We start from the raw sequence: 25,943 nt of genomic DNA, 5'->3' as shown, positions 1-25,943 counted from the left end.
GCCCGTCCATGGGGGCGCGGTGCGCCCGCGCTCCCGCAGGCGGGCGGGCTCGAGCGCTCGTAAGGTCGGATCATGGATCTGCCCGTGATGCCGCCCGTGAAGCCGATGCTCGCCAAGTCGGTGGCGAGGATCCCGCCGGGCATGCAGTACGAGGCGAAGTGGGACGGCTTCCGGGCGATCGTGTTCCGCGACGGCACCGAGGTCGAGCTGGGCAGCCGTACCGGCAAGCCGCTGACCAGGTACTTCCCGGAGCTGGTGGCGGCGCTGAGGGAGCGGGTGCCCGCGCGGTGCGTACTGGACGGGGAGATCGTGATCGCGCGCGAGGGGCGGCTGGACTTCGACGCGCTGACCGAGCGCATCCACCCGGCCGACTCCCGCGTGCGCACGCTGGCCGAGCGCACACCGGCCTCGTTCGTGGCCTTCGACCTGCTGGCGCTGGACGACCAGTCCCTGCTGGACGTCCCGCTCACCGACCGCCGGGCGCTGCTCGACCGGGCCCTTGAGGACGTGACGCCGCCGGTGCACCTGGCGCCCGCGACGACCGACATCGAGGTCGCGCGGAGCTGGTTCGAGCAGTACGAGGGAGCCGGCCTGGACGGGGTGATCGCCAAGCCGCTCGCCGTGCGCTACCTCCAGGACGAGCGGGCCATGTTCAAGATCAAGCACGAGCGGACCGCGGATGTCGTGGTGGCCGGCTACCGCCTCCACAAGAGCGGCCCCGTGGTCGGCTCCCTGCTGCTGGGGCTCTACGACGACAAGGGCGCCCTCCAGCATGTGGGAGTCTCGGCGGCCTTCCCGATGAAGAGGCGCGCCGAGCTGGTCCAGGAGCTGGAGCCGCTGCGGATGGACGATGTCGCCGGGCATCCGTGGGCCGCCTGGGCGGACGAGGCCGCCCATGAGTCGGCCCGGCTGCCGGGGGCGCCGAGCCGCTGGTCGGGCAAGAAGGACCTGTCCTGGGTGCCGCTGCGCCCGGAGCGGGTGGCGGAGGTCGCCTACGACCACATGGAGAACGGGGCGCGCTTTCGGCACACCGCCCGCTTCCGCCGCTGGCGCCCGGACCGCACACCGGAGAGCTGCACCTACGCCCAGCTGGAGGAGCCGGTGCGCTACGACCTCGCGGAGATCCTGGGCGAGCGCTGAAGGCTTGCGCCCCGATCAGCGCCTCACGCAGCGCCTCACGGCTTCATGAGGACCTTCACCGCGCCGTCCCGCTTGCGCTGGAACATCTCGTACGCCTGCGGCGCCTCGGCCAGCGGCACCCGGTGGGTGGCGAAGTCGTCCACGCCGAGCGGGTCCTCGTCGGTGAGGTAGGGCAGGATCTCGTCGCTCCAGCGGCGGACGTTGGCCTGGCCCATGCGGATCTGGAGCTGCTTGTCGAAGAGGGTGAGCATGGGCAGCGGGTCGGCCATGCCGCCGTAGACACCGACCAGGGACAGCGTGCCGCCCCGGCGCACCAGGTCGATCGCGGTGTACAGGGCGGCGAGCCGGTCCACGCTGAAGCGTTCGGCGAGGGGCCCGCCGATCTTGCGGGGCAGCAGGCTCGCGGCGTGCTGGGCGAGCCGCGCGGCGGCGCTGCCGTGCGCCTCGGTGCCGACCGCGTCGATCACTGCGTCGGGGCCGCGGCCGTCGGTCTCGTCCCGGATCGCCTGGACCAGGCCCTTCTCGTCGTCGAAGTCCCTCAGGTCGTACGTCTCCACGCCCCGTGCCCGGGCCCGCTCCAGCCGCTCGGGCACCAGGTCCACGCCGAACACCCGGCCCGCGCCCTTGACCTGCGCGACCCGGCAGGCCATGTCACCGATGGGCCCGAGGCCGAGGACGGCGACACTGCCGCCGTCGGGGACGTCCGCGTAGGCGACGGCCTGCCAGGCGGTGGGCAGCACGTCGGAGAGGTAGAGGAACCGGTCGTCGGGCGGGCCCTCGGGCACCTTGATCGGCCCGAACTGGGCCTGCGGCACCCGCAGGTACTCGGCCTGGCCGCCGGGGACGGCGCCGTAGAGGCGGGTGTAGCCGAACAGGGCGGCACCCATGTGCTCGCCGGTGACCTGGGTGGTCTCGCACTGGGTGGGCAGTGCGTTCAGGCACATCCAGCAGTTGCCGCAGGCGATCTGGAAGGGGACGACGACCCGGTCCCCCGCCTTGAGGTCGGGCACTGCGGCGCCGACCTCCTCCACGATGCCCATCGGCTCGTGTCCGAGGATGTCGCCCGGTGTCATGAACGCGGTCAGTACCTCGTAGAGATGCAGGTCGGAGCCGCACAGACCGGTGGAGGTGATCCGGACGACGGCGTCCGTGGGCTCCTCGATCCGCGGGTCGGGCACCTCCTCGACCCGTACGTCGCGCTTGCCCTGCCAGGTCACGGCCTTCATCGCCAGGTCCTCTCTGCTCGCCTGCGCCGACCGCCGCCCGGGTACCCGGGGCGCCCGCGACGAACCGGGCGTGCGCCGTTCGGCCCATTCCGGACGGCCAAAGGGGGAACGATCCGCCCGCCGTCCTGTGTGAACGGGTATGGCCTGCAATGACCTGATAAGCGCACAATCGATGACACAGGACAGGGCGGGTGGCCACGGTGGGCATGAGACGCGGAGCGCGCACACGGCGCGGCGGTACGACGGCGGCGCTGCTGGCCGCCGTGATGACGGCCTCCCTGGCCGCCGGCTGCTCCTCCGGGGGCGGCACCGCCCCGGACGACGGGCGCGGCCCGGTCCAGCAGCCGGACAGCGGAACGGTCCGCGAGCCGGACACCGGCACGGTGGCGGCCGCGGACTCGGTGCTCGCGGTGAAGATCGACAACTCCCGCCGGGCCCGCCCGCACACCGGCCTGAACAGCGCCGACATCATCTACGTCGAGCAGGTCGAGGGCGGCATGAGCCGGCTGATGGCGGTGTACGCCAGCAAGCTGCCGAACGCGGTCGGCCCCGTGCGCAGCGCCCGCGAGTCCGATCTGGAGCTGCTGCGCCAGTTCGAGCAGCCGACGCTCGCCTACTCGGGTGCGCAGAGCAAGCTGAACCCGCTGATCGACGACGCGCCGCTGCGCTCGGAGCCGCCGGGCCGCACCCCCGGCGCGTACTACCGCGGCACGGACCGCCCGGCCCCGCACAACCTCTATCTGCGCCCCGCCAAGCTGATGCCCACCGTGCCCGGCGCCACCGCCCTGACCACCGGCTTCACCTACGGCGCCGCGCCCGCCGGCGGAAAGGCGGACACCGCGGAGACGGTCAGCTATCCCGCGGCCTCCTTCTCCTTCACCTGGTCCGCGAGCCGCGGCCGCTGGCTTGTGGCGATGGACGGCACGAACGCCACGACGACGGACACCGGCCGGCTCGCGCCCGCCACGGTCGTGGTGCAGTACGTCAAGCTGCGCAAGTCGGAGTTCTTCGACTCCCTCGGCAACAACACGCCGTTCACCGAGACGGTCGGCACGGGCCGGGCCAAGGTGCTGCGCGACGGCAAAGCCTTCGACGTGACCTGGTCGCGTCCCACGGCCACCGACGGCACCCGGTTCGAGACGAAGGACGGCACCCGGATGAACTTCGCCGAGGGTCAGGTGTGGGTGGTGTTCGCCAAGGCATGACGGCTCAGCCGCCCGCGTTCTCCAGGGCCTCGCGCGCCATGGCGGCCAGTCCGTCCGCGCCGCAGGACAGGGCCAGCGACAGACCGCGGTTGATCTCGGCCACCGAGCCGGCCGCGATGCCGTGCTCGATCCGGGCGGCGGCGTGCTCGTACTGGCAGGGCGATGCCTCAAGGTAGGCGACGGCCTTGGCCGCGAGGCGCACCTTCTCCTGTCCCGTCTCCAGCGCGGCGGCACAGCGCAGGGCCTCGCCGATGGCGGTGTCGGTGCCGAACCGCTCCGCCTGGCGGCGGGCGTCGGCGGCCAGCTGGGCCGCGCGGGCCGGGTCCTCGACGGCCAGGGCCCGGGCGAGGTCGAGCATCCACGGGGCGAGCACCGGATTGTGTCCGCCGCGGGCGGCGGCCGCCTTCTCCGCCTCGCCCAGCTCGTTGATCCCCTCCTTGGTGCGGCCGACGGCGATCAGCAGCCGACCGCGCACGGACCGGGTGTCCGGCAGCACGATCGTGGACGGGTACGGCGGGGCGAAGCCGTACTGCTCGGCCAGCGCCCACGCCTCCTCGACATGGCCGCGGGCCAGCAGGGTGTCCACCAGTCCGCACGTCGCCGACCAGTACAGCGGCAGTCCGCGGCCGACGCGCTCGGCGATGCGCAGGGATTCGCGCAGCACGGTCTCGGCGTCCTTCAGTCGGCCCTGCCGCCGGTAGGCCAGGCCCAGGAAGGCGTTGGCCAGGGAGAGATGGCCGCCGCTCCAGCCGGCCGAGGTGTAGGCGCGCAGCGCCTCGGAGAAGAGACTCTCGGCGCGGTCCAGCCGGTCGGCGTAGGCGTAGGAGCTGCCGAGCATCATCAGCAGCTCGATGCCCCACTCGGTGTCGGTCCAGCCGAGGCCGGGCGCGAGGCGGCCGTTGACCAGGGCGCGGTCGCACAGTTCCACGACCTCCTCGGCGTTCTCGCCGTGGGTCATGGCGTCGAAGCCGCGCAGGATGAGCAGGGCGCGCTCGGAGTTGTCCCGGCCGGTGCAGCCGCGGGCGACGGCGGCGAGCCGCTCGGAGCGTCCGGGTGAGGTGGACTCGCCCGCGTAGATGCCCTCCCACATGTACTGCACGGCCTGCAGCCGCAGCTTCGCGGGGCCGTCCTCGTGCCGGGCGGCCTCCGCCTCGACGGTGCGGACGGCCTGTTCCAGCTGGTCGTTGTGGAGCAGGGCCGGGGAGAGACGGAAGACGGCGTCCACCCGCTCGGCGCCGTCCAGGCCCGGCATGGCCAGCGCGGTGCGCAGATGGCCGATGGTGGTGGCGGGCGCGGTGAGGAGGGTGGCGCAGCCCAGTTCGTAGAGCACCTTGGCGTGCACCTCGGGCCGCGGCGGTTCCTCCAGGGCGCGCTCCAGACAGCGGCGGGCGGCGTCCGGGGCGCCGACGGCGAGGTGTTCGGCAGCGGCCTGGCGCAGCTGCTCGACGAGTTCGGCGTCGTCGTCCGGGTGGACCTGGAGGAGATGCCGGGAGGCGGCCGCGGCGCCGCGCCCGGAGTCGGTGACGACCCGCGCGGCGATGCCGTGCATCGCGGTGCACAGGGCGGGCGGGATGGAGTTGTAGACGGCGCTGGCGATCAGCGGGTGCACGAACTCCAGGTCGCCGCCGGCGGCCTGGGCGGCCGAGGGGTCGGGTTCGGTCAGGATGCGGGCGCCCTTGAGGAGTTCGGCGCAGCGCACGGCGTCGGGCTGCGGCATCGTGGCGAGCTGGGCGACGAGGTCGACGGAGATGCCGGTGCCGAGGATGGCGGCGGCCCAGGCGAACCGGGTGGCCTCGATGCCCAGTCCCTCCAGGCGGGCGACCAGTCCGCCGCCGCGCGCGGAGCGGTTCAGGGCGCGCAGTTCACCGGCGGAGGCGTCGGTCGGCTCCAGCTCGCTGTCCTGGACCTTGGCGAGGAGTTCGACGGTCTCGTAGGGGTTGCCGCCGGTGACCGCCCAGACCTCGCGGCAGAACGGGGCGTCGGCGTGGGCCCCGAGGGTGGCGCGGGTGAGGCCGGCGGTGGCGTCCGGGGTGAGCGCGCTGAGGTTGGTGACGGTGCGGCCCGCGGCGGCGACCTCGTCGAGGTGGCGGGCGCTGTCGCCGCCGACCTCGCCGGGCCTGCGGGCGACGAGCACCAGCACGGACAGGTCGTCGAGGCGCCCGGCGAACGCGGCGAGCCAGCGCAGGGTCTCCTGGTCGGCCCAGTGGGCGTCGTCGACGATCAGCACCAGCGGGAACTCACGTCTGGCGAGGCGGCGTACGGCGGCCACGAGTCCGTCGCACACGGCCTGCGGGTCGGCCTGACGCTCGGTCGGCTCCGCTATCCCGAGGGCGGGTCCGGCGATGTCGTACCAGTCGCCGAGGTATTCGCGGGCCTCCTCGGGCAGCAGCGAGACGAGGGCGGGCTGCAGGAGCTGTCGTACGACGTGGAAGGGGACGGACCGCAGGGCCTCGCCGCCGCGTGCCGACCAGACGGTGCAGCCCCGTTCCTCGGCGATCCGGCGGGCCTCGTGCAGCAGGGCGGTCTTGCCGAGGCCGGCCTCGCCGCGGAACAGCATCAGGCTGCCCGCTGACGTACGGTCCGCGCGCAGGGCGTCGACCGCCCGTGCGATCGCGGCGACTTCCTCGTCGCGCTCCCACAGGGAAGCCGCGACGGCCGCCGTGGGCCGTACCTCCGTCATCCCGCTACCTCCCCAAGTCGCCCGGACGACGTACAGAGCTTGAGCGTAGCCGTCCGGCGGGCCCGGTGGTGGCCGGTCCGGGGAGCTGTTGCCGCGACGGGTGACGGCAGGTGCGGGCAGGCGACGCGCGGGGCGCGTGAGCTGCCGCGAAACAGTGTCATCGGCGGCCGGGGGGAAGGGAGTTGCCGCTGTTTCGTCCGGTGCTGTCCCGGTGCGCTCGGGTATCGACCGGTCCTGTGGGGGCGGCTCGCTCCCTCTCATCCGGCTTTCACGGTCGCCTCATACGGTGGGGGTATGACGCAGGTGACTCCCCCCGGGTGGTATCCCGACCCCGGGCAGAAAAGTGACGGTCCCGCCACCGAGCGCTGGTGGGACGGCAGGGTCTGGACGGACCGGACCCGCCCCGCGGGGCAGGCCGCGGCCTGGGGGCCGCCGGTGCAGCCGGGGCAGCCGGGCGGGCCGGTGCAGCCGGGGCAGCCGGGCGGGCCGGTGCAGCCGGGGCAGCCGGGCGGGCCGGTGCAGCCGGGTCAGCCGGGGTACGCCTCGGCGCCCACGCAGACGGCGTTCCCCGCCTATCCGGGACCGCAGGGCCATCCGGGACATCCGGCGTATCCGGGCGCGGCGCCGGCCGGGCGGCGGCGCGGACTGCGCACCGGGATCGCGATCGCGGTGGCGGCGGCGGTGCTGGCGAGCATCGGGGCCGGCGTGTACGTGCTGACCAAGGACGACGACGGCGGCGGTCCGGACCGGGCGGGCACCCAGCAGGACCGGGAGGGCGGCCCCTTCGGTGACCGGGGGCGGCCGGGCGGCCCGTCGCCGGATCCCGAGGACCCCGGCGAGCCCGAGGAGAGCCCGGGCGAGCGTGGCGGCGGCGAGGTCGAGGGCGGCGGCACGCTCCAGGACCCCGTCAACGCCATCAGCCTGCCGGTGCCGGAGGGCTGGTCGGGCGAGCCGATGACGGTGGGCGCGCAGATGACGTCCGACACCACCTACGACTGCCCGGCCGCCCCCTCCGAGCGGTGCACCAAGGGCGGGGCGTACTCGGCGCCCGCCGAACTGGTCGGCACCAAGGGGTCCACGCCGGAGGCGGTGGCCAAGGCGGACATCGCGGCGAACGCCGAGGAGTCCTACGGCGGCAGCTACGGAAAGATCACCTCGCACCAGGTGCTGGCCTCCAAAGCGGTCACCGTGGCCGGGCAGAAGGGCTATCTGGTGCGCTGGAAGGCGATCACGAGCAAGGGCTCGGACGGCTACGTCCAGTCGCTGGTCTTCCCCTCGCCCGCGGACCCGGAGCGGCTGGTCGTGGTGCGTTGCGGGCTGGACGTGGACCAGAAGGTGTCGATCCTCGACGACATCACCGAGGGCATCGCGGCCTCGTCCGCCGGCGGCAACGGGCAGGACGTCTGAGCCTCGGGTGGCGCACGACGGCCGGGTGGGGCGCCTCTCCGCTCCAGAGGCACCCCACCCGGCCGGGGGGTGCGCGCCGCCCCCGTCCCCACGGTGCGGCGCGGTCAGGCCGCCGTCCAGTCATCCCGTGGACGGCGGCCTGAGTCCTTATGTGACGCCGAGCACGGGCAGTACGGCTGCCTCCACGAAGCGGACCAGGTAGTCCGCGTCGGCGTACTCGCCCTCGATGACCGGCCGCGCCCGCAGCACGCCGTACATCTGGGCGGGGATGTACTCCAGCGCGGGATGGTCCGCGGGGATCTCGCCGCGCTCCACGCCGCGCCGCAGGATCTCGCGCAGGGCGTCGATCTCGGGGTCGACGAGCGCCTCACGCAGCGCCTGCTGGAGCTCGCGGTCCTGCATCACGGCGTGGCCGAGGGCCTGGAGCAGCCCCTGGTCCTTGTCGGAGGCGCTGCCCGCGGCCCGGGCGGCCTGGCGCAGGTCCTCGGCGAGGGAGCCGGTGTCGATGCCGGCGAAGCGCGGGCAGCGGTTGGCGCGCAGGGCCGCGGCGACGAACTGGGGCTTGGTCTTCCACTGCCGGTAGAGCGTGGACTTGCTGCACCGGGTGCTGGCGGCGACGCCCTCCATGGTGACGGAGTCGTAGCCGCAGGACCGGATCTGCTCCAGGACGGCGTCGAAGAACTCCTGCTCCCGTTCGGGGGTGAGCTTGGAGCGGCGCGAGGCGACCTGTTCCGGTCGGTCCGCGGCCTGCGACGTCATCGTGTGCTTCCCCTCGGTCCAGTGCGCCTCGAGCGCCTTCTGCTTCTCTGGCCACCAGTCTGTCTCATCCCTTGCGATACGCCAGTGTACCGGTACGCGGGCGTATCGGTACACTGGCGTATCGATACGCTTTCGTATCGGTATTCGCGTCGCCGTCAGTGAAGGGGCCGGGGATGAAGGCACGGACCGAGCCCGACCGGGAGGAGCCGCCCGACAGGGCTGCCCGGCCCCCGCTGCTGAGGGAGCTGCTGCTCGTCCTCGGGCTGTTCCTCGTCTACAAGTTCGGCCGGCAGCTCGCCACGGGGCACACCGAGGCGGCCTTCGCCAACGCGCACCGGGTGTGGGACCTGGAGCGCGCCGTCCGGCTGCCCGGCGAGGGCGCGGTGCAGTCGGCGCTGCTGCACGGCGACACGCTCGTGCACCTGGCCAACGTCTACTACGCGACCGTGCACTTCCCGGCCACGGCCGCGTTTCTGGTCTGGCTCTATCTGCGGCGGCCCGCGCACTACGTGTGGGCGCGGCGGGTGCTCGCCGCGGTCACCGCGGCCGCGCTGGTGCTGCATCTGGCGTTCCCGCTCGCCCCGCCCCGGATGCTCGGGGCGACCGGGCTGGTGGACACCGGGCGGGTGTACGGGCCCTCGGTCTACGGCCCCCCGCAGACCGACCATCTCTCGAACCAGTTCGCGGCGATGCCCTCGCTGCACTTCGGCTGGGCCCTGATGCTCGCGATCGGCCTGATCGTCGCGACCCGGTCGCGGTGGCGGTGGCTCTGGCTGCTGCATCCCCTGCTGACGCTGCTCGTCATCGTGGGGACCGCCAACCACTACTGGCTGGACGCCGTCGTCGCGACCGTACTCCTGGCCCTCACCCTGGCGGTGGTCCACGCGCCCCGCCGCACGCCCACGACCCCGCTCCGCACCGCCCCGGTCCCCTCCCCGGCCGGGGAGGACACGCTCGCGGGGGTGGCTGCGAGCGGCGGCGGACCGATGACGAGCGGTGCGACGGGGGGCGGGTTCTCGCGCGCGGGTGGGGCGCTGGCCGGAGGTCGGTCGGTGACCGGCGGCGGGGCGGAGGCTGGCGGTCAGCCGATCGCCGGGGGGCAGGCGGTGGCCGACGGTGGGGCGATGACCGGCGGTGGGGCGATGAGCGGGGGTCGGTCGGTGACCGGCGGCAGGCCGGTGACCGGCAGTCGGCCCACGACCGGCGGCGGGCCGGAGGCCAACGGTCAACCGATCGCCGGCGGTCAGGCGGTGGCCGGCGGTGGGGTGCTGGCCGGGGGTCGGTCGGTGACCGGCGGCGGGGCGGGGGCTGGCGGTCGGTCGGAGGTCGGCGGTCAGTTGGCGGGCGGGGGGCGGGCGGTGGCCCGTGGTGGGGTGGGGCGGGGGGCGGGACGGTGAGTGGTGCGGTCCTCGTCGCCGTCGTGCTGTCGCTGTTCTCCGCCGTCGCCTATGCCGCCGCGGCGGTGGCGCAGGAGCGGCTGGCCGCCCGGTCGTCCGGCGCGGGCACGCTGCGGCTGCTGGCCGACGGGGCGTGGTGGGGCGCGGTGCTGCTGAACGCGTCGGCCGCGCTGCTGCACGTGGTGGCCCTGAAGTACGGTCCGCTCACCGTGGTGCAGCCGCTGGGGGCGCTCACCTTGGTGGCCGCGGTGCCGCTGGGGGCGCGGGTCGCGGGCCGCCGGGTCAGTGCGGCCGAGTGGCGGGGCACGGCGTTCACGCTGGCGGGTCTCGCCGCGCTGCTGGCGACGGCGTCGGGCCCGGCCCCGGAGGACGTGCTGAGCCCGGCCGAGGCGCTGGCCGTCTCCGGCGCCGGCGCGGCGCTCATCGGCCTGCTGTCCTGGCCCGGCACCCGGCCCGGTCTGCGGCATGCCTCCGCCTCCGGACTCGCCTCGGGCGTGGCCTCCGCGCTCACCCAGACGGTGACGGTCGCCGCGACCGACCGCACGGGTCCGGTGCTCGGCCTCCAGGTCGTCGGGGTGGCCGTCCTGGTCGCCGCCTTCGCCACCGGCGGTCTCCTGCTGTCCCAGACCGCCTACCGGGGCGGCCTCGGCGCGCCCCTCGCCATGGTGACCCTGGCCAACCCGGTCGCGGCCGCGCTGATCGGCCTCTCCCTCCTCGGCGAACGCCTCCAGGGCGGCCCGGTCGGCGTCCTCATGGCCCTGGCCGGGGCCGGACTGGCGTCCTGGGGCGTGGTCCTGCTGTCACGGGGGACGCAGGACCACGGCCGGGGGACGGATCGGACGCCGGGAACGGACCGGCTCGGGGCACCCCCCGCCGCCGTACCGGAGGGACCGGCGCCCGGCGGCGTACCGCGGCAGCCGGGATCCCCGTCGGCGGCGCGGGACGCGCGGCTCGTGGCCTGAGTCGGGGGTCGGAGGGGACGCCGGTGGCCCGGTCCGCACGGAGCGCGGGCCGGGCCACCGGCGTGACAGGGACGTCAGTCCGTGATGATCGCGGGGTCGCTGACGCCGGGCGTGCCGTTCTCGACGTGGCCGGCGAAGCGGCGCAGGTAGGACGGGGCGGTGTCGGAGGTGACCGTGAGGTCGTACCAGCGGCGGCTCGCGGTGAGGTCGACGGGGAGCTTCACGGTGGCGCCGGCGCGGACCGTCACCGTGCGCGGGGCGCTCCCGTAGCCGTCGGTGACCTTCAGGCGGGCCGTGCCCGATCCCTTGTGGGTGAAGGTCAGTTCGATGCCGTCACCGGCGTGCCGGGCGGTGACCTCCGGTCCCGCCGCCTTGCCGGGGCCGCGGAAGACCCGCAGGAAGCCGTTGGGGCCGTGCACGGTCAGGTCGTAGACGCCCCGCGAGTACACCGTGTTCCAGGTGTCCGAGAGGGACTTGCCCGCCTCGGTGGTGTACGTCCAGGGGCCGTCGGTGCGGTTGCCGGCGGTGACCCAGAAGGCGGCACCGGCCTGCGGGCCGGAGGCGAAGGTGAGCGTGAACTTCCCGGCCGCCGCGTCCAGGGCGCCGTCGACGGCGGGGGCGTACTTCAGCGGGCGGGCCGGGCGCAGCCCCCGCTCCTGGCGGGGCAGGCTCGGGTCGGCGGGCGGGGTGGGGCTGTAGTCGGGGTGACGCTCGCGGTCCGGCGGCTCGTAGGCGTCGGTGTCGGGCAGGGCCGCCGGGCGGCTGTCCGGGCGGGAGAAGTCGAACGCCGAGGTGAGGTCACCGCAGACGGCCCGGCGCCAGGGCGAGATGTTGGGCTCGCGCACCCCGAAGCGGTTCTCCATGAACCGGATGATCGAGGTGTGGTCGAAGGTCTCGGAGCAGACGAACCCGCCCTTGCTCCACGGCGACACCACCAGCATCGGCACCCGCGGGCCGAGGCCGTAGGGTCCGGCCGGGCGCCTGCTGTCGCCGGGGTAGAGGTCGAGGGAGACGTCGACGGTGGACTTGCCCTGCGCGGCGGACTCCGGCGGCAGCGGGGGCAGGATGTGGTCGAAGAAGCCGTCGTTCTCGTCGTAGGTGATGAACAGGGCCGTCTTCGCCCACACCGCCGGGTTGGAGGTCAGCGCGTCCAGGACCTTGGCGATGTACCAGGCGCCGTAGTTCGAGGGCCAGTTGGAGTGCTCGGTGAACGCCTCGGGCGCGGCGATCCAGGAGATCTGCGGCAGCCGGTCGGCCTGCACGTCGGCGCGCAGCCGGTCGAAGTAGCCGTCGCCCGCCTTGACGTTCGTGCCCGTGCGGGCCTTCTCGTAGAGGGGGTCGCCGGGCTGGGCATTGCGGTAACTGTTGAAGTACAGCAGGGAGTTGTCGCCGTAGTTGCCGCGGTAGGCGTCCGAGATCCAGCCCCAGTGGCCGGCCGCGTCCAGGCCGTCGCCGATGTCCTGGTAGATCTTCCAGGAGACGCCGGCCCGCTCCAGGCGTTCGGGGTACGTCGTCCAGCCGTAGCCGAGTTCGTCGTTGCCGAGGACCGGTCCGCCGCCCGTGCCGTCGTTGCCGGTGTATCCCGTCCACATGTAGTAGCGGTTCGGGTCGGTCGAGCCGATGAACGAGCAGTGGTAGGCGTCGCAGACGGTGAACGCGTCGGCGAGGGCGTAGTGGAACGGGATGTCCTCGCGGGTCAGGTACGCCATCGTCGTGGTGCCCTTGGCGGGCAGCCACTTGTCGTAGTTGCCGTCGTTGTACGCCTGCTGGCCGTCCCTCCAGCCGTGCGGGAGGCCCTCCAGGAACTGCATGCCGAGGTCGTCGGCCTCCGGGTGGAAGGGCAGCACCTCCCGGCCGCCGTCCCTCTGGTGCCATACGGACTTGCCGCTCTCCAGCCGTACGGGGTGCGGGTCGCCGAAGCCGCGGACGCCGCGGAGCTTGCCGAAGTAGTGGTCGAACGAACGGTTCTCCTGCATCAGGACGACGATGTGCTCGACGTCCTCGATCGTGCCGGAGCGGTGGTTGGCCGGCAGCGCGGCCGCCCGCTCGATGCTGCTCGACAGGGCGGCGAAGGCCGTGGTGGCGCCCGCGAGTTGGAGGAATCTGCGCCGGTTGACTTCGGGCATGGGTGAGGGACCTCTCGTGCTGACGGAGTGGAACCGGCCGGGCCGTGCGTGAATGCGCGCGAAAGGAGTGTTCCAAGAGCACCAAACGTCAGGGAAGGGTCCGGTGGCATCCAGGTGAAACTCGCGCGTAGGGGAGCTGCCCGGCTGGCGCACATCCGACGCCACCGGCGCGAAAGGGACGGGAGCGGCACCGGGCGGGCCGGGGTGCCGGCGGAGGACGAAGGCCCAGGTGGGAGGGGGCCGGGTGCGGTGCGGGCGCGGGGGGAGGGGCGTGCGGGCCGGGCGCTCGCCGGGGAGTGCGGCGCGGTGCGCGGGAGGGGAGCACGGCTGGAAACGGTTGGTGAGGGACGGCCGGAGTGGGCGCGGGTGGGTGCGCGCAGGTGGATGGGTGGGGGTCCGCCTGACGCCGCCGGCGACCTGAACGCCGGCGGTGTCAGGTCAGCCCTCGGGGGTGGGCACCACCGTGAGATGGCCCGCGGCTCGACGGGCCCGGGGGCGGCCGCCCCGAGGGGTGGCGGGCCGGCGGCCGCGCAGCACCATGGTCAGCCGGGTGTGGCCCGAGTCCCGTAGCACCTTGGGGGTCTCGTCGACGATCCGGCAGTCGGTGGCGCCCCAGCGCGGGTCGGGGTGCAGCAGCGGGCGGACGGCGCCGTCGTGCTCGACGGCCGCCTCCCCCATGGCGCGCATCCAGTGCGGCAGGCCCTGCCGGTAGGCGGCCTCCATGAGCGGGTCCTGGGCGATGTCCCGGCGTACGGCCTGGAGCCCCGCGTCGTGGGCGTGGCGCTCCAGGGTCGTGGTGAAGTGCGCCAGCATCGGCAGGCACCAGCTCGACTCGTGGTCCCCGAGAACGGACGCGGCGTCGGGATGGAACAGGACGAAGCGGAGGAAGTTGTCCCCGGGCATGGCGGTCGGATGCGGCCCGACGCCACGGAAAAGTGTCTCGAACGCGCTGTTGGTCAGCACCACGTCCCAGCGGTGATCGACCACGAGGGAGGGGAAGGGGACGGCCTCCACGAGCGCGGCGTAGTCCCGCAGGTACTCCTCGAGCGCCTGGGAACTGATGGGGGCGGGCCGCGATGCCGGCCGCTGCCCACCTGCCTGATATGCCATCGGGAGGTCACCCCTCTTGCCTATGCGGCCTTCTCGCGGCGCCCCGATCCTGCTGCTCAGACCGTAGGCATGTCAACTATCGTGGCATTCAGCGACTGTTGACGGCTGAAATTGGCCACAGTTGTGGCGAGACCTGGATGTGAGTTCGAAGCACCCGCTACGCTCCGGGAAGTTCACGGAGACCACATGCGAGATGGCTGTGCGAGACGTAGGAGACACGTCGGTGACGGATGGCTACGAGGTTCCGGACGGCATGGCATCGGCTGTCCTGCCGGCCGTCGTCGCCCGCGTCACCGCGCTCGCCGACCGGCTCGGCGTGGCGCACGCGGAGGTTTTCGACACGGCGCGACTGTCGGTGGCCTCCGGGGTCCCGGAGCCGGTGGTCAAGGATCTCCTCCAGGGCCGCCCGGCCGGTGAGCCCGATGTGCAGGCGCGCTTTCTCCAGCGGCTGGACCTGCTGCGCCGCACCCGGCTCAAGCCCAACGGGCGCCGGTACACCCAGCAGGAGATCGCCGACGGCGCGGGCATGTCCCGGCAGCAGGCCGGGGCGCTGATCAACGGCGACCGCCGCCCCACCATGGAGCACTGCGACGCCATCCAGCGCTTCTTCCGGGTGCACGCCGGTTTCCTGACCGCCGAGGACGGCGAGGCCCTGGCCATCGCGCTGCAGCGCACCGAGCAGGACCTGCTGCAGAAGCTGGCCGAGCGCGAGGCGGCGCAGGCGTCGGAGGACCCGCTGGAGAGGCTGCTCCAGGACCACGGTGTGCGCGGGATCGCCTGGCGGGCCGCCCAACTCCCCACCGACCAGCACCGCGACAAGGTCGCCGAGTGGCTGGACATGCTGCTGGAGAGTGTCAAGCGGCCCGAGTCCTGATCGGCGTCGGCGTCGGCGTCGGCGTCGGCGTCGGCGTCGGCGTCACAACGGCAGGCGCGCGCCGGACGATGCGCCGCCTGCGCGCCACCCCGCTCCAAGGGGTCCGGTCGGCCCCGGTCGCCCAGGATGGTGATCGTCGAGGAGGGTCCCGCCCCGGCTCGCCAACGGGCGGTCCCCGAGCCTGAGTTGGCTCTCGCGGGCCGGGCACCACGGCCTCCCGGTGCGGGCGCCTGGCGGTCGCCGCCCGACTGCCCGGCAGCCCGGCGGATCTCGGGACGGCCGCGCTGCCGGTGGGTCTCCAGACAGCCGCGCTGTCGGCGGATCTCGGGACGGCCGGGGCGTGCGGGCCGCTGCCGAGGATCAAGTGACGGACGCCGCTGGCCGGTTCGGCCGCGCGCGGGCCGGCGCGGCGGGAGCGGCCGGCCGGGCGGACCGGGACGCCGCTGGGCTGTCCGGGGCCACAGGGCTGAGCGCGGCACGGCTGTCCGAGTGGTTCCGGGTGCGGTCCCCCTCGATTGTCAGTGGCGGGGGGCAAGCTGGGGGATGCGTCATCGCATCCGACACGGGGAGAGCCGACCCATGCCCACGTCCGTCCTGACCGACCGGGAACGCGCGGCCGTCCAGGCGTATCTGCGCCTGCTGCACACGGTCCGGGCCGCCTTCGACGCCGCCGACGACCAGGCGACCGGGCGGGGGACACCAGACGCACCACCCGCGGCACCGACACCGACCCCGACGCCGACCTCGGCGGCGGCCCCCACCTCGACCTCGACGGCGGCCCCGACCCCTCCCCGGCCCCCGGCCCCGACGCCGGTCGCGCTGCCGCCCTCGGTGCCGCCCTCGGTGCTCGCCGAGGCGGAGCAGGCTCTCGCGGCGGCGGGCCTGAGAGGCAACGAGGAGGAGTTCTTCCGGCTGCTGCGCAGCTGCCGGCCGCGGGGATGACACCGGGCCCGGCGCGAGACCGGTGAATCCGTAACCCGCGTGTTGCACGCGGCGGCCTTTGAAAGCCGTATGATCCCCCCGACACCACCGCCCGAAACTCCCTTCGCCAGGGCGGTTCGGTGACCCTCCCTCCATCCTGCCCGGGCACGGGCCGCTCCGCCCTGCCCGCGAACCGTGAAAGGCGGCCTGAATGGTCTCTCGCGTACGCGTCTGGCTCAACCGCACGTACGCGGAGAACGTGTTCTTCATGGATCAGCTGCGGCGAAATCCCAGCGACCGCGCCGTCGAGATCCACGCCACGCACGGCGACCCGGACTCCCCCGTGCTCGCCGCCGCCGACACCGCCGAGCTGGAGCCGGAGGGACTGTCCCCGGCCGCGTACGTCGAGTACGCCCTCGACCAGTGCGCGCGGCGCGGCATCGACGTCTTCGTCCCCCGGCTGCACCAGGCGGTGATCGCGGCGCACCGGGCGGAGTTCGAGGCGGTCGGCACGGCGCTGCTGGCGCCGCCGCCGGAGGCGATCGCCGTGTTCCAGGACAAGATCGTCGCCTACGAGGCGGTCCAGGCGATCGGCGTCCCGGTGCCGCCGTGGTGGCGGGTGCGTTCGGCCGCCGAACTGGTGGCCGCGGTGGAGGAGTTGGAGGCCGGCGGGCACACGGCGTGCTTCAAGCCGGCGTCCGGGGCGGGCGGGGTGGGCTTCCGGGTCATCACGCGCGCGCCCTTCTCGCTGGTGCACCTCAGCGGCTTCCCCAGCCCGTACGTCCATCTCGACCTGGTCGTCGACGCGCTGCGGCAGGCCGAGGAGCCGGTGGACTGGCTGGTCATGCCGCGGCTGGAGCAGCCCGAGGTGTCCGTGGACTGCCTCACCGGGCCGGACAGCCGGCTGCGGCTGGCGGTGGGCCGCACCAAGAACGGGCGGCGGCGCGGGTTCACGCTGCACGAGCAGTGGCTGGAGCCGGCGCGGACGATCGCGGAGGGGTTCGGGCTGCGGCATCTGTCCAACATCCAGTTCCGGATGTTCGGGGACCGGCCGGTGCTGATGGATGTCAACACGCGGCCGGCGGGCGGCCTGCACCAGCTGTCGCTGTGCGGGATCAACGTGCCGTGGCTGGCCGTGCGGATGGCTCTCGGCGAGGAGATCGGGGAGGTCGCGCCCCCGTTCCTCGGCCAGGACTACACGGTGGTGTCGGGGCCCCGGCCGTTGCGGCCCGTCGCCCTGCCGCAGCAGAGGGTCGAGGAGGGTGGCGTGCTGCTGCCCGCGGTGCCCGCGCCGTCCACGTCGGTGGAGGCTTCGGCCCAGGTGCTGCCGCTCTGAGGATCGATTCCAAGGGGTGTCTTGTGCCTGTGCATCACTGTGCCGTGACACGTTGGTTGGAACCTGCCCAGGCGGATGGGAACCAGGCGGCTAGGCTTCGGCCATGCCGCCCCAGCACCAGTCCGCAGGCCACACTGACGAGCAGTTGTCGATCATCGACAACTTGAGCTCTCTGCCCTTCCCTGAGGTGGAGGGAAGGCCGGGACCGGACGGCCAGTGGAGTGGGCCCGGGTTTCACCTGGCCGTGCTCCGCGAGAGCCGGGACTTCTGGGAGGACCGGAGCCCCGAGATCGTCGAGGCGGCCGAGCAGGAGTTGGAAGCCGACCTCGCCGCTCTGGCTGTCATCCTCACGCAACGTTGGGGTGCCCCGGAAGCGGTTGATCTGTGGCCGTATCTCGGGCTCGACGACCCCGACCCCGACGTCACGGCTCGCGAGCCGCTCAGCTTCCTGTGCAGTGTCGCCGGGAGCATGCAGATGTGGCGGTTGCCGAACTCGGAGCGATGGATCGGCCTGGCCATCGGGCAAGCCGATCCGGAGTGGCAGTTCCAACTGCTGGCGGCCGTTGGTGAAGCGTCCTCGCTCGCCCGGTGAACCGCAGCCTGAACTTCCTGCGGTCGGGGGAAACGAGACGAGTCGGGCCGACTGGATGATCGACTTCAAGGGATCGGCCGCCCGCACCAGGGAAGGGAGCAGTTCCCCGCCCCTGAAGCACGTCACCTCCGGTATGGACCAATTCCGCCCCCTCCCTTGACAGGCTCATTGGTCCATACCAACTTGGTGGGCGCACCTCCTCGCACCCCTGTGCACTCCCGAACACCCCACACCCCTCAGGGAGAACGCGTGCGCATATCACTCCTCGGTCGCTCCAGACGCAGACTCGTCGCGTGGTGCGGTGCCGTCGGCCTCGCGGTCGGCGGGGCCGTCGCCCTTCCCGGTACCGCTCATGCAGCCAACATCCTGACCAACTCCGGGTTCGAATCGGGGGCGTTGTCACCCTGGTCCTGCTCGGGGAACCTCGGTTCCGTCGTCTCCTCCCCCGTGCACAGCGGCTCGCGGGCGCTCCAAGGGGCGGCCGGCGCGAGCGACAACGCCAAGTGCGGGCAGACCGTCGCGGTCCAGCCCAACACGACGTACACGCTCAGCGGTTGGGTGCGGGGCTCGTACGTCTACCTCGGCGTCGACGGCGGTTCCTCGACCTGGACCAGCTCCCCGTCGGCGTACAGCCAGCTGCGGCTGACCTTCACCACCGGCGCCTCGCAGACCAGTGCGCGGGTGTACGTGCACGGCTGGTACGGACAAGGGACGTACTACGCCGACGACATCAGCCTCGACGGGCCCGGCGGCGGCGGTGGCGACACGCAGGCGCCGAGTGCGCCGGGCAGCCTGCGGTCCACCGGCAAGTCCTCGTCGAGCGTGTCGCTGGCGTGGAACGCCTCGACCGACAACGTCGGCGTCACGGCGTACGACGTCTACAACGGCTCCCAGCAGGTGGTGAGCGCCTCGGGGACGAGCGCCACGGTCTCGGGGCTCGCGCCGAACACGGCGTACACCTTCACCGTGCGGGCCAGGGACGCGGCGGGCAACAGTTCGGCGGCGTCCAACGCCGTCACCGTCACCACCGATCCGGGCGGCGGCGGGGGCACCGGCTTCAAGCAGGCCGCGCCCTATCTGTACCTCGGCTGGGGCGAACCGCCCAGCGCGACCTCGGTGATGAGCGCGACCGGCATCAAGTGGTACACGATGGCGTTCATCCTCTCCTCCGGCGGCTGCAACCCCGCCTGGGACGGCAACCGGCCGCTGACCGGCGGCAACGACCAGAGCGTCATCAACTCCATCCGTGCCGCGGGCGGTGACATCGTCCCGTCGATCGGCGGCTGGAGCGGCAACAAGCTCGGCCCCAACTGCTCGACGGCCGAGGCGCTGGCGGGGGCGTACCAGAAGGTCATCGACGCCTACGGGCTGAAGGCGATCGACGTCGACATCGAGAACACCGACGAGTTCGAGAACGCCGTCGTCCAGGACCGCATCCTCAACGCGCTGAGGATCGTCAAGGCCAACAACCCGGGCCTGCGGACGATCATCACCTTCGGGACCACGACCACCGGTCCCACCTACTGGGGCAACCGGCTCATCGAGCAGGCCAAGGCGCTGAACGCCAACATCGACGTGTTCACGATCATGCCGTTCGACTTCAACGGGCACGCGGACATGTACGGCAACACCGTGAACGCGACGGAAGGGCTGAAGAACAAGCTGAAGTCGACCTTCGGCTGGGACGACGCCACCGCCTACGCGCACATCGGGATCTCCGGCATGAACGGGCTGTCCGACCAGCAGGAGCTCACCTCGACGGCGATCTGGACGCAGATCCGGGACTGGGCGAACGCCAAGCACATCGCCCGTCTCGCGTTCTGGTCGGTCAACCGCGACCGGCCCTGTCCCGGCGGCGGGGTGACCAGCAACTGCTCCGGCATCAGCCAGAGCAACTGGCAGTTCACCTCGATCACCGCCGGCTTCACCGGCTGAACGGTCCGCCGCGCGGGGCACCTCCCCCGCGCGGCGGTCCCCGCCCGCGAGACGGGGCTGGTGACACCGGACAGAGGTGATCACAATGGCTGTTCGTGATCACCATTGATGGGCTGCGTCCCGAGGACCGTCCCGCGTGGGAGGAACTCGCGCGCGGCTACAAGAAGTTCTACGCCACCGAGACCTCCGACGAGGAGTACGAGGCGGCCTGGCAGCGCCTGAGGGCGGGCACCGAGGTGCACGCCCTGGGCGCGCGCACGGCGGACGGACACCTGGTCGGCATCACCCACTACCTCTTCCACGCCCAGGTCTGGACGGCCGACAGCTGCTACCTCCAGGACCTGTACGTGGCCGAGGCCGCGCGGGGACAGGGAGCCGCGCGGGCGCTGATCGAGGCGGTCGCGGTCGAGGCGCGCGAGCGGGGCGCGGTCCGGCTGTACTGGACCACCCAGGACCACAACGCCACCGCCCGCGCCCTCTACGACAAGGTCGCGGCGTACAACGGCTTCATCCGCTACGACTATCCGCTGGGCGCCGCCTGACATCCAGCACCTAGGACGCCTCGGCGCCCAGCTCCTCGAACAGCGTCAGCTGGAGGGCGGCGGGGGCCCGGAGACGGGAGTTGAGCGAGTTCCACGGGGTGCGCGTCGGCTCGGCGATCACCTCCGCGCCGGCCGCCGCCAGCTTCGCGGTCACCGCGGTGGAGTCGCCGACCTGGAACGCGACCCGCACATGTCCGGCGACCCTGCGGCCCACCTCGACGTCGTCGATGAACGCGGCGTGGTTCGGATCGGTGATCTCCAGGGTGGCCCGGCCCGCCTCCAGGATGGTGACGTGGCCGCCGGGCGAGGAGTACGCGGCGCGTTCGGGCAGGCCGAGGACGTCCCGGTAGAAGTGCAGGGCCTGCTCGTAGTCCTCGGCCGTGACGACCAGGCGCAGTTCGCGGACGGCGGGTTCGTCGGACATGGGGCTCCTTCGTGCTCACGGGTGCTGTCCGGCACAACTGCGGGCGCGCATCACCGCATTCCCTCCGTTCGCGTCCTGAACTCGTCCACCGGTCAACGGATTTACCCGCTTCACCTCTTGACGGCCCTGGCCCGCGGGAGCACATTGGGCGCACCCTGAGAGCGCTCTCACCCAGTGTTCACGAGAGGCACCCCCACATGAGCCGAACCCCGGACCTCCCCAGACGCCGTCCGCTGCGGCGGGCCCTGATCGCCGCCGTCGGCACGCTCGCCCTGGCCGCGGCCGCCGCCACGACGGTCACCGGCACGGCGAACGCCACCGCGCCGCCGCCCCCGTCCGGCTGGACCCAGGTCTTCGTCGACGACTTCGACGGCCCGGCCGGGACCGGTGTCAACACCGCCCGCTGGCAGTACGCGACCGGCACGTCCTATCCGGGCGGCCCCGCCAACTGGGGCACCGGCGAGGTCGAGACGATGACCTCCAGCACCAGCAACGTCGCCCTGGACGGCAGCGGCCATCTGCGCATCACCCCGCGCCGCGACGCGGGCGGCCGCTGGACCTCGGGCCGGATCGAGACCCACCGCACCGACTTCCAGCCCCCCTCCGGCGGCAAGCTGCGCGTGGAGGCGCGCATCCAGATGCCGAACGTCACCGGCGCCGCCGCCAAGGGCTACTGGCCGGCGTTCTGGATGCTGGGCGCGCCCTTCCGCGGCAACTACTGGAACTGGCCGGGCGTCGGCGAACTGGACATCATGGAGAACGTCCAGGGCCTGAACACCGTATGGGCGACGATGCACTGCGGCACCAGTCCCGGCGGTCCCTGCAACGAGACGAGCGGCATCGGCGGTTCGACCGCCTGCCCCGGCACCACCTGTCAGGCGGGATTCCACACCTACCGCATGGAGTGGGACCGCTCCACGGCCGTTGAGGAGATCCGCTTCTTCGTCGACAGCACCCACTACCACACGGTCAGGGCGAACCAGGTGGACGCGACGACCTGGGCCAACGCCACGAACCACGGCTTCTTCATCATCCTGAACGTGGCCATGGGCGGCGGCTTCCCGAACGCCTTCGGCGGCGGCCCGGACGCCGGTACGGTGCCGGGGCACGCGATGGTCGTCGACTATGTGCAGGTGCTGTCCGCGGGGGGCGGCGGAGGCGGCGGCACCACCCCGCCGGCCGGCAACCGCGACGCCTACTCCGCCATCCAGGCCGAGTCCTTCGACGGCCAGTCCGGCGTGATCACCGAGGGCACCTCGGACACGGGCGGCGGCCAGAACATCGGGGCCGTGGCGAACGGCGACTGGACGCTCTACCGGGGCGTCAATTTCGGCTCCACGCCGGCCAGGCAGTTCTACGCCCGGGTCGCGAGCGGTGCCGGGTCCGGTGTGAGCGGTCTGGTCGAGGTGCGCCTGGACAGCCGTACCAGCGCGCCGATCGGGAGTTTCGCGGTCGGCAGCACCGGCGGCTGGCAGTCCTGGCGGGCGGTCCCGGCGAACATCACCGGCGTCACCGGCACCCATGACGTCTATCTGACCTTCACCAGCGGCCAGCCGGCCGACTTCGTGAACGTCAACTGGTTCCACTTCGGGCGCTGAGCAGGACACCGCGAAGGGGGCTTCACGCGCGCGTGGGGCCCCCTTAGCCTGCGTGGATGAAGGAGATCGTGACGTACGTGGAGATGACCGGCCCGGATCAGCTGGAACCCGCCCCTCCCGTGCCCGGCCTGCGCCTTGAGCCGCTGGAGCGGGACTCGCCCCTGGTGGTCGATCTGCTGACGCGGGTCGGCACGCCCTACGGCTGGCGGAGCGCGAGCCGGACCCTGGAGCAGTGGCGGGTCTGGTTCGCCGAGACCCCGGACCGGACGTTCGGGCTGCTGTCCTTCGAGGGCGAGCCGGCGGGCATCGTCACCTACAAGCCCCAGCCGGACGACGAGGTGGAGATCGGGTCGTTCGGCCTGCTGCCGGAGTTCGTCGGCAAGGGCCTCGGCGGTTTCGCGCTGACGCTCGCGGTCCGGGGCGCCTGGGAGGTGACGCCCTCGGTGCGCCGGGTGTGGCTGCACACCTCCTCGTGGGACCACCCGCGGGCGCTGCCCAACTACCGCCGCCGGGGGTTGCGGCCGTACCGGACCGAGGAGGGCGAGCGCGGCTGAGGCCGCTCAGCGCAGTTCGGCGCGGAAGGCCGCGGGCGTCATGTCCGTGTGCTGGTGGAAGAACTTGGAGAAGTTCGCCGCGTCCGGGAAGCCGACCGCCACACCGACCCGGCCGATCGGCAGATCGGTGTGGGCGAGCAGGCGCTTGGCCTCCAGGACGACCCGCTTGTCGATGAAGCCCTTGGGCGTCTCGCCGGTCGCGGCGCGCACCGCGCGGACCAGGGTGCGGCGGGAGATGGCGAGGCCGTCGGCGTAGGCGCTGACGCTGTGGTTGGTGGCGAAGCCCTGCTCCACGGCGTCCCGGAAGAGGGTGAACGTGGTGTCGGCCTGCCGGCGCTCGGCCTCGGCGGAGCTGGCCGCGAGATGCGCGAGGCGCAGCAGGAACGCGGTCAGGGAGTGGCGCAGCACGGCGGTGTGCAGGCTGAGCGGGAGGGTGTCGGTGTCCTCGTACTCGCGCCGCAGCTGGTTCAGGGAGGCCGTCAGGCCGGTCAGCTGTTCGGCGTCGGGGTGCAGCAGGGGCGGCAGGTCGTAGCGGTAGAGGCCGGTGGCCTCGACGGTGGCGCGGGGCAGGAAACCGGGCTGCATGGTCAGGACGGTGCCGCGGTACTCGGCGTCGGTCGAGAAGCGGTGCACCTGTCCGGGGCGGATCCACAGCAGCTCGCCGGCCTGTGCCTCGTACTCGGCGAAGTCGATCATGTGACGGACGGGACCGGCGGAGAACAGCATCACCACGTGGAAGTCGATGCGGTGGACCTTGTCGAGCGGGGCGTCGGCGTGCCAGGTGCGGTCGGCGCCCATGGGGCCGACCTGCATGCCGACCCCGCAGACGCTGAGGTCGGTGGGGAAGGCGAAAGTCCTGATGCCCTCACCTGGGGGGTTGGTTCTGTCCGCCATGTCCTTCTCGCACTGACTCGTCCGTACGGGTGGTGTCCCACTTTCACCAAAGGCTGACACACACCGACCTGGCCTCCTAAAAGTCAGACTTTTAATCTCTAACGCGTCCGACCAGTAATCCGGCTCTTTCAGAGGACTTCTTGAAGATGAGCACGCAGACGCCCGACACCTTGGAGTGGACCGAACTCGACCGGCGTGCCGTCGACACGGCCCGCCTTCTCGCGGCCGATGCCGTGCAGAAGGTGGGCAACGGCCACCCCGGCACGGCGATGAGCCTGGCCCCGGCCGCGTACACGATCTTTCAGAAGGTGATGCGGCATGACCCGGCCGACCCGGAGTGGACCGGCCGCGACCGGTTCGTCCTCTCCCCCGGCCACACCTCGCTGACCCTGTACACGCAGCTCTTCCTCGCCGGGTACGAGCTGGAGCTGGAGGACCTGAAGGCGTTCCGCACCCAGGGCTCCAAGACGCCCGGCCACCCCGAGTACGGCCACACGGCCGGTGTGGAGACCACCACCGGTCCGCTGGGCCAGGGTGTGGCCAACGCGGTGGGCATGGCGATGGCCGCCCGCTACGAGCGCGGTCTGTTCGACCCGGACACCCCGCGGGGCGAGTCGCCGTTCGACCACACGATCTGGGCGATCGTCTCCGACGGCGACCTCCAGGAGGGCGTCTCCGCCGAGGCGTCCTCCCTCGCCGGCCACCAGAAGCTCGGCAACCTGGTCTTCCTCTACGACGACAACCACATCTCCATCGAGGGCGACACCGCCACGGCGTTCTCCGAGGACGTCCTGGGGCGCTACGAGGCGTACGGCTGGCACACCCAGCGCATCGAGCCCACCGCCGAGGGCGATGTCGACGTCCACGCCCTGTACGCGGCCCTGCGGGCGGCGCAGGCCGAGACCGAGCGGCCGTCGATCATCGCGATGCGCACGATCATCGCCTGGCCCGCCCCCAACGCGCGCAACACCGAGGCCGCGCACGGCTCGGCGCTGGGCGAGGAGGAGATCGCCGCCACCAAGCGCCTCCTCGGCTTCGACCCGGAGCGCACCTTCGAGGTCGCCGACGAGGTCCTCGCCCACACCCGCCGGGCCCTGGACCGGGGCGCCGAGGCGCACGCCGCCTGGGACCGGCGGATCGGCGCGTGGCGGGCGGCCCAGCCGGGGCGTGCGGCCCTGTTCGACCGTGTCGTCGCGGGTCAGCTGCCCGAGGGCTGGGAGTCCTCGATCCCGGTGTTCGAGCCCGGCAAGTCGGTCGCGACCCGCGCCGCCTCCGGCAAGGTGCTCCAGGCGCTGGGCGGTGTGCTTCCCGAGCTGTGGGGCGGCTCCGCCGACCTCGCCGGGTCGAACAACACCACCATCGACAGCACGTCGTCCTTCCTCCCGGCCGGCAACCCGCTGCCCGAGGCCGACCCGTACGGCCGTACCGTCCACTTCGGCATCCGCGAGTTCTCGATGGCAGCCGAGATGAACGGCATCGCGCTGCACGGCAACACCCGCATCTACGGCGGCACCTTCCTGGTGTTCTCCGACTACATGCGCAACGCCGTCCGTATGTCGGCGCTGATGCAGCTGCCGGTGACCTATGTGTGGACGCACGACTCCATCGGCCTCGGCGAGGACGGCCCGACCCACCAGCCGGTCGAGCACCTGGCCGCGCTGCGCGCGATCCCCGGCCTGAACGTGGTCCGCCCGGCCGACGCCAACGAGACCGCCATCGCCTGGGCCGAGATCATGCGCCGCCACTCCACCCAGCCGGCCCCGCACGGCCTGGCCCTCACCCGTCAGGGCGTGCCGACGTACCCGCCGAACCCGGACGCCGCGCGCGGCGGATACGTGCTGCTGGAGTCCTCCACCGAGACGCCCGACGTGATCCTGATCGCCACCGGCTCCGAGGTGCAGCTCGCCGTCGGCGCGCGAGAGCTGCTGGAGGCCGAGGGGACCGGGACCCGGGTGGTGTCGATGCCGTCCGTGGAGTGGTTCGAGGAGCAGCCGCGGGAGTACCGCGAGCGCGTCCTTCCGCCGTCCGTGCGAGCGCGGGTCGCCGTCGAGGCCGGGATCGCCCTGACGTGGTACCGCTACACAGGTGACGCAGGACGCATCGTCTCCCTGGAGCACTTCGGCGCCTCCGCCGACGCCTCCACCCTGTTCGCCGAGTACGGCTTCACCGCCGAGAACGTCGCCGCGTCCGCGAGGGCTGCCCTTGATGCGACTGCGGGCCTCGCCGCCGCGCGTGGCTGATCCGACCGCCAGAAAGAAGAT

20 protein-coding genes and 1 pseudogene are annotated in these 25,943 nt (G+C 72.7%); 14 read left to right on the top strand and 7 right to left on the bottom strand.

Going from position 1 to position 25,943, the window contains the following annotated elements; all coding sequences use genetic code 11:
- Positions 1 to 72: 72 nt before the first annotated feature.
- Positions 73 to 1,140 (top strand): ATP-dependent DNA ligase, encoded by a 1,068-nt coding sequence (locus ACSU6M_RS28505; RefSeq protein WP_437073456.1) that lies wholly within the window; start codon positions 73 to 75, stop codon positions 1,138 to 1,140.
- Between the two features lie 35 nt (positions 1,141 to 1,175).
- On the opposite strand, the gene ACSU6M_RS28500 is transcribed toward ACSU6M_RS28505, so the two are convergent.
- Positions 1,176 to 2,366, bottom strand: a complete 1,191-nt coding sequence (locus ACSU6M_RS28500) for a zinc-dependent alcohol dehydrogenase (protein WP_437073454.1) — start codon at positions 2,364 to 2,366, stop codon at positions 1,176 to 1,178.
- Positions 2,367 to 2,572: 206 nt separating this feature from the next.
- Here ACSU6M_RS28500 and ACSU6M_RS28495 point away from each other — a divergent pair, with 206 nt between their 5' ends.
- Positions 2,573 to 3,571 (top strand): DUF3048 domain-containing protein, encoded by a 999-nt coding sequence (locus ACSU6M_RS28495; RefSeq protein ID WP_437073452.1) that lies wholly within the window; start codon positions 2,573 to 2,575, stop codon positions 3,569 to 3,571.
- 4 nt (positions 3,572 to 3,575) lie between these two features.
- On the opposite strand, the gene ACSU6M_RS28490 is transcribed toward ACSU6M_RS28495, so the two are convergent.
- Positions 3,576 to 6,251 carry an ATP-binding protein gene (locus tag ACSU6M_RS28490; protein WP_437073451.1) on the bottom strand — a complete coding sequence of 892 codons (2,676 nt, stop codon included), beginning with the start codon at positions 6,249 to 6,251 and terminating at the stop codon, positions 3,576 to 3,578.
- A 294-nt stretch (positions 6,252 to 6,545) separates the two neighbouring features.
- Between ACSU6M_RS28490 and ACSU6M_RS28485 the strand changes: the two genes are divergently transcribed.
- On the top strand, positions 6,546 to 7,658 hold the full coding sequence (locus tag ACSU6M_RS28485) for a DUF2510 domain-containing protein (RefSeq protein ID WP_437073449.1): 1,113 nt from the start codon (positions 6,546 to 6,548) through the stop codon (positions 7,656 to 7,658).
- Between the two features lie 147 nt (positions 7,659 to 7,805).
- Here the strand turns inward: ACSU6M_RS28485 and ACSU6M_RS28480 are convergent, their stop codons facing one another.
- A complete protein-coding gene (locus ACSU6M_RS28480) occupies positions 7,806 to 8,417 on the bottom strand; it encodes a TetR/AcrR family transcriptional regulator C-terminal ligand-binding domain-containing protein (RefSeq protein WP_437073448.1) in 612 nt (203 codons plus the stop codon).
- A gap of 173 nt (positions 8,418 to 8,590) precedes the next feature.
- On the opposite strand from ACSU6M_RS28480, the pseudogene ACSU6M_RS28475 reads away from it, so the two are divergent.
- Positions 8,591 to 9,379: pseudogene (locus ACSU6M_RS28475) on the top strand (phosphatase PAP2 family protein); the annotation flags it as partial.
- 431 nt (positions 9,380 to 9,810) lie between these two features.
- Positions 9,811 to 10,776 carry a hypothetical protein gene (locus ACSU6M_RS28470; protein WP_437073446.1) on the top strand — a complete coding sequence of 322 codons (966 nt, stop codon included), beginning with the start codon at positions 9,811 to 9,813 and terminating at the stop codon, positions 10,774 to 10,776.
- Positions 10,777 to 10,850: 74 nt separating this feature from the next.
- Here the strand turns inward: ACSU6M_RS28470 and ACSU6M_RS28465 are convergent, their stop codons facing one another.
- Together ACSU6M_RS28465 and ACSU6M_RS28460 are read right to left on the bottom strand one after the other, a co-directional pair.
- Positions 10,851 to 12,902, bottom strand: a complete 2,052-nt coding sequence (locus ACSU6M_RS28465) for a phosphocholine-specific phospholipase C (RefSeq protein WP_437073445.1) — start codon at positions 12,900 to 12,902, stop codon at positions 10,851 to 10,853.
- A gap of 438 nt (positions 12,903 to 13,340) precedes the next feature.
- Positions 13,341 to 14,012 (bottom strand): MmyB family transcriptional regulator, encoded by a 672-nt coding sequence (locus tag ACSU6M_RS28460; RefSeq protein ID WP_437073443.1) that lies wholly within the window; start codon positions 14,010 to 14,012, stop codon positions 13,341 to 13,343.
- Positions 14,013 to 14,235: 223 nt separating this feature from the next.
- Between ACSU6M_RS28460 and ACSU6M_RS28455 the strand changes: the two genes are divergently transcribed.
- From ACSU6M_RS28455 to ACSU6M_RS28430, 6 genes are all read left to right on the top strand, one after another.
- Entirely contained in the window at positions 14,236 to 14,886 is a 651-nt protein-coding gene (locus ACSU6M_RS28455; protein ID WP_437073441.1) for a helix-turn-helix domain-containing protein, read from the top strand.
- 579 nt (positions 14,887 to 15,465) lie between these two features.
- Complete coding sequence (locus tag ACSU6M_RS28450; RefSeq protein ID WP_437073440.1) at positions 15,466 to 15,828, top strand: hypothetical protein; 363 nt, start codon at positions 15,466 to 15,468, stop codon at positions 15,826 to 15,828.
- Between the two features lie 190 nt (positions 15,829 to 16,018).
- Positions 16,019 to 17,143, top strand: a complete 1,125-nt coding sequence (locus ACSU6M_RS28445; RefSeq protein WP_437073438.1) for an ATP-grasp domain-containing protein — start codon at positions 16,019 to 16,021, stop codon at positions 17,141 to 17,143.
- Positions 17,144 to 17,246: 103 nt separating this feature from the next.
- Positions 17,247 to 17,735 (top strand): hypothetical protein, encoded by a 489-nt coding sequence (locus ACSU6M_RS28440; RefSeq protein WP_437073437.1) that lies wholly within the window; start codon positions 17,247 to 17,249, stop codon positions 17,733 to 17,735.
- A 249-nt stretch (positions 17,736 to 17,984) separates the two neighbouring features.
- Positions 17,985 to 19,670 (top strand): carbohydrate binding domain-containing protein, encoded by a 1,686-nt coding sequence (locus ACSU6M_RS28435; RefSeq protein ID WP_437073435.1) that lies wholly within the window; start codon positions 17,985 to 17,987, stop codon positions 19,668 to 19,670.
- A 95-nt stretch (positions 19,671 to 19,765) separates the two neighbouring features.
- Positions 19,766 to 20,212 carry an N-acetyltransferase family protein gene (locus ACSU6M_RS28430; protein WP_437073433.1) on the top strand — a complete coding sequence of 149 codons (447 nt, stop codon included), beginning with the start codon at positions 19,766 to 19,768 and terminating at the stop codon, positions 20,210 to 20,212.
- A gap of 10 nt (positions 20,213 to 20,222) precedes the next feature.
- Here ACSU6M_RS28430 and ACSU6M_RS28425 read toward each other — a convergent pair whose 3' ends face one another.
- A complete protein-coding gene (locus ACSU6M_RS28425) occupies positions 20,223 to 20,636 on the bottom strand; it encodes a VOC family protein (protein WP_437073432.1) in 414 nt (137 codons plus the stop codon).
- Positions 20,637 to 20,833: 197 nt separating this feature from the next.
- Here ACSU6M_RS28425 and ACSU6M_RS28420 point away from each other — a divergent pair, with 197 nt between their 5' ends.
- Both ACSU6M_RS28420 and ACSU6M_RS28415 read left to right on the top strand, forming a co-directional pair.
- A complete protein-coding gene (locus ACSU6M_RS28420) occupies positions 20,834 to 22,234 on the top strand; it encodes a glycoside hydrolase family 16 protein (RefSeq protein ID WP_437073431.1) in 1,401 nt (466 codons plus the stop codon).
- 56 nt (positions 22,235 to 22,290) lie between these two features.
- Positions 22,291 to 22,788 (top strand): GNAT family N-acetyltransferase, encoded by a 498-nt coding sequence (locus tag ACSU6M_RS28415; RefSeq protein ID WP_437073430.1) that lies wholly within the window; start codon positions 22,291 to 22,293, stop codon positions 22,786 to 22,788.
- A gap of 6 nt (positions 22,789 to 22,794) precedes the next feature.
- Here the strand turns inward: ACSU6M_RS28415 and ACSU6M_RS28410 are convergent, their stop codons facing one another.
- Positions 22,795 to 23,682: a helix-turn-helix domain-containing protein gene (locus tag ACSU6M_RS28410; RefSeq protein WP_437073429.1), complete on the bottom strand. Its 888-nt coding sequence runs from the start codon at positions 23,680 to 23,682 to the stop codon at positions 22,795 to 22,797.
- Positions 23,683 to 23,828: 146 nt separating this feature from the next.
- On the opposite strand from ACSU6M_RS28410, the gene tkt reads away from it, so the two are divergent.
- Positions 23,829 to 25,922, top strand: a complete 2,094-nt coding sequence (gene tkt, locus ACSU6M_RS28405) for a transketolase (protein ID WP_437073427.1) — start codon at positions 23,829 to 23,831, stop codon at positions 25,920 to 25,922.
- The last annotated feature ends 21 nt before the right edge of the window (positions 25,923 to 25,943 follow it).

The sequence above is a fragment of the Streptomyces sp. enrichment culture genome (genome assembly GCF_964272895.1).
GTDB lineage: Bacteria > Actinomycetota > Actinomycetes > Streptomycetales > Streptomycetaceae > Streptomyces.
This window is presented reverse-complemented; position numbering and strand designations above follow the sequence as displayed.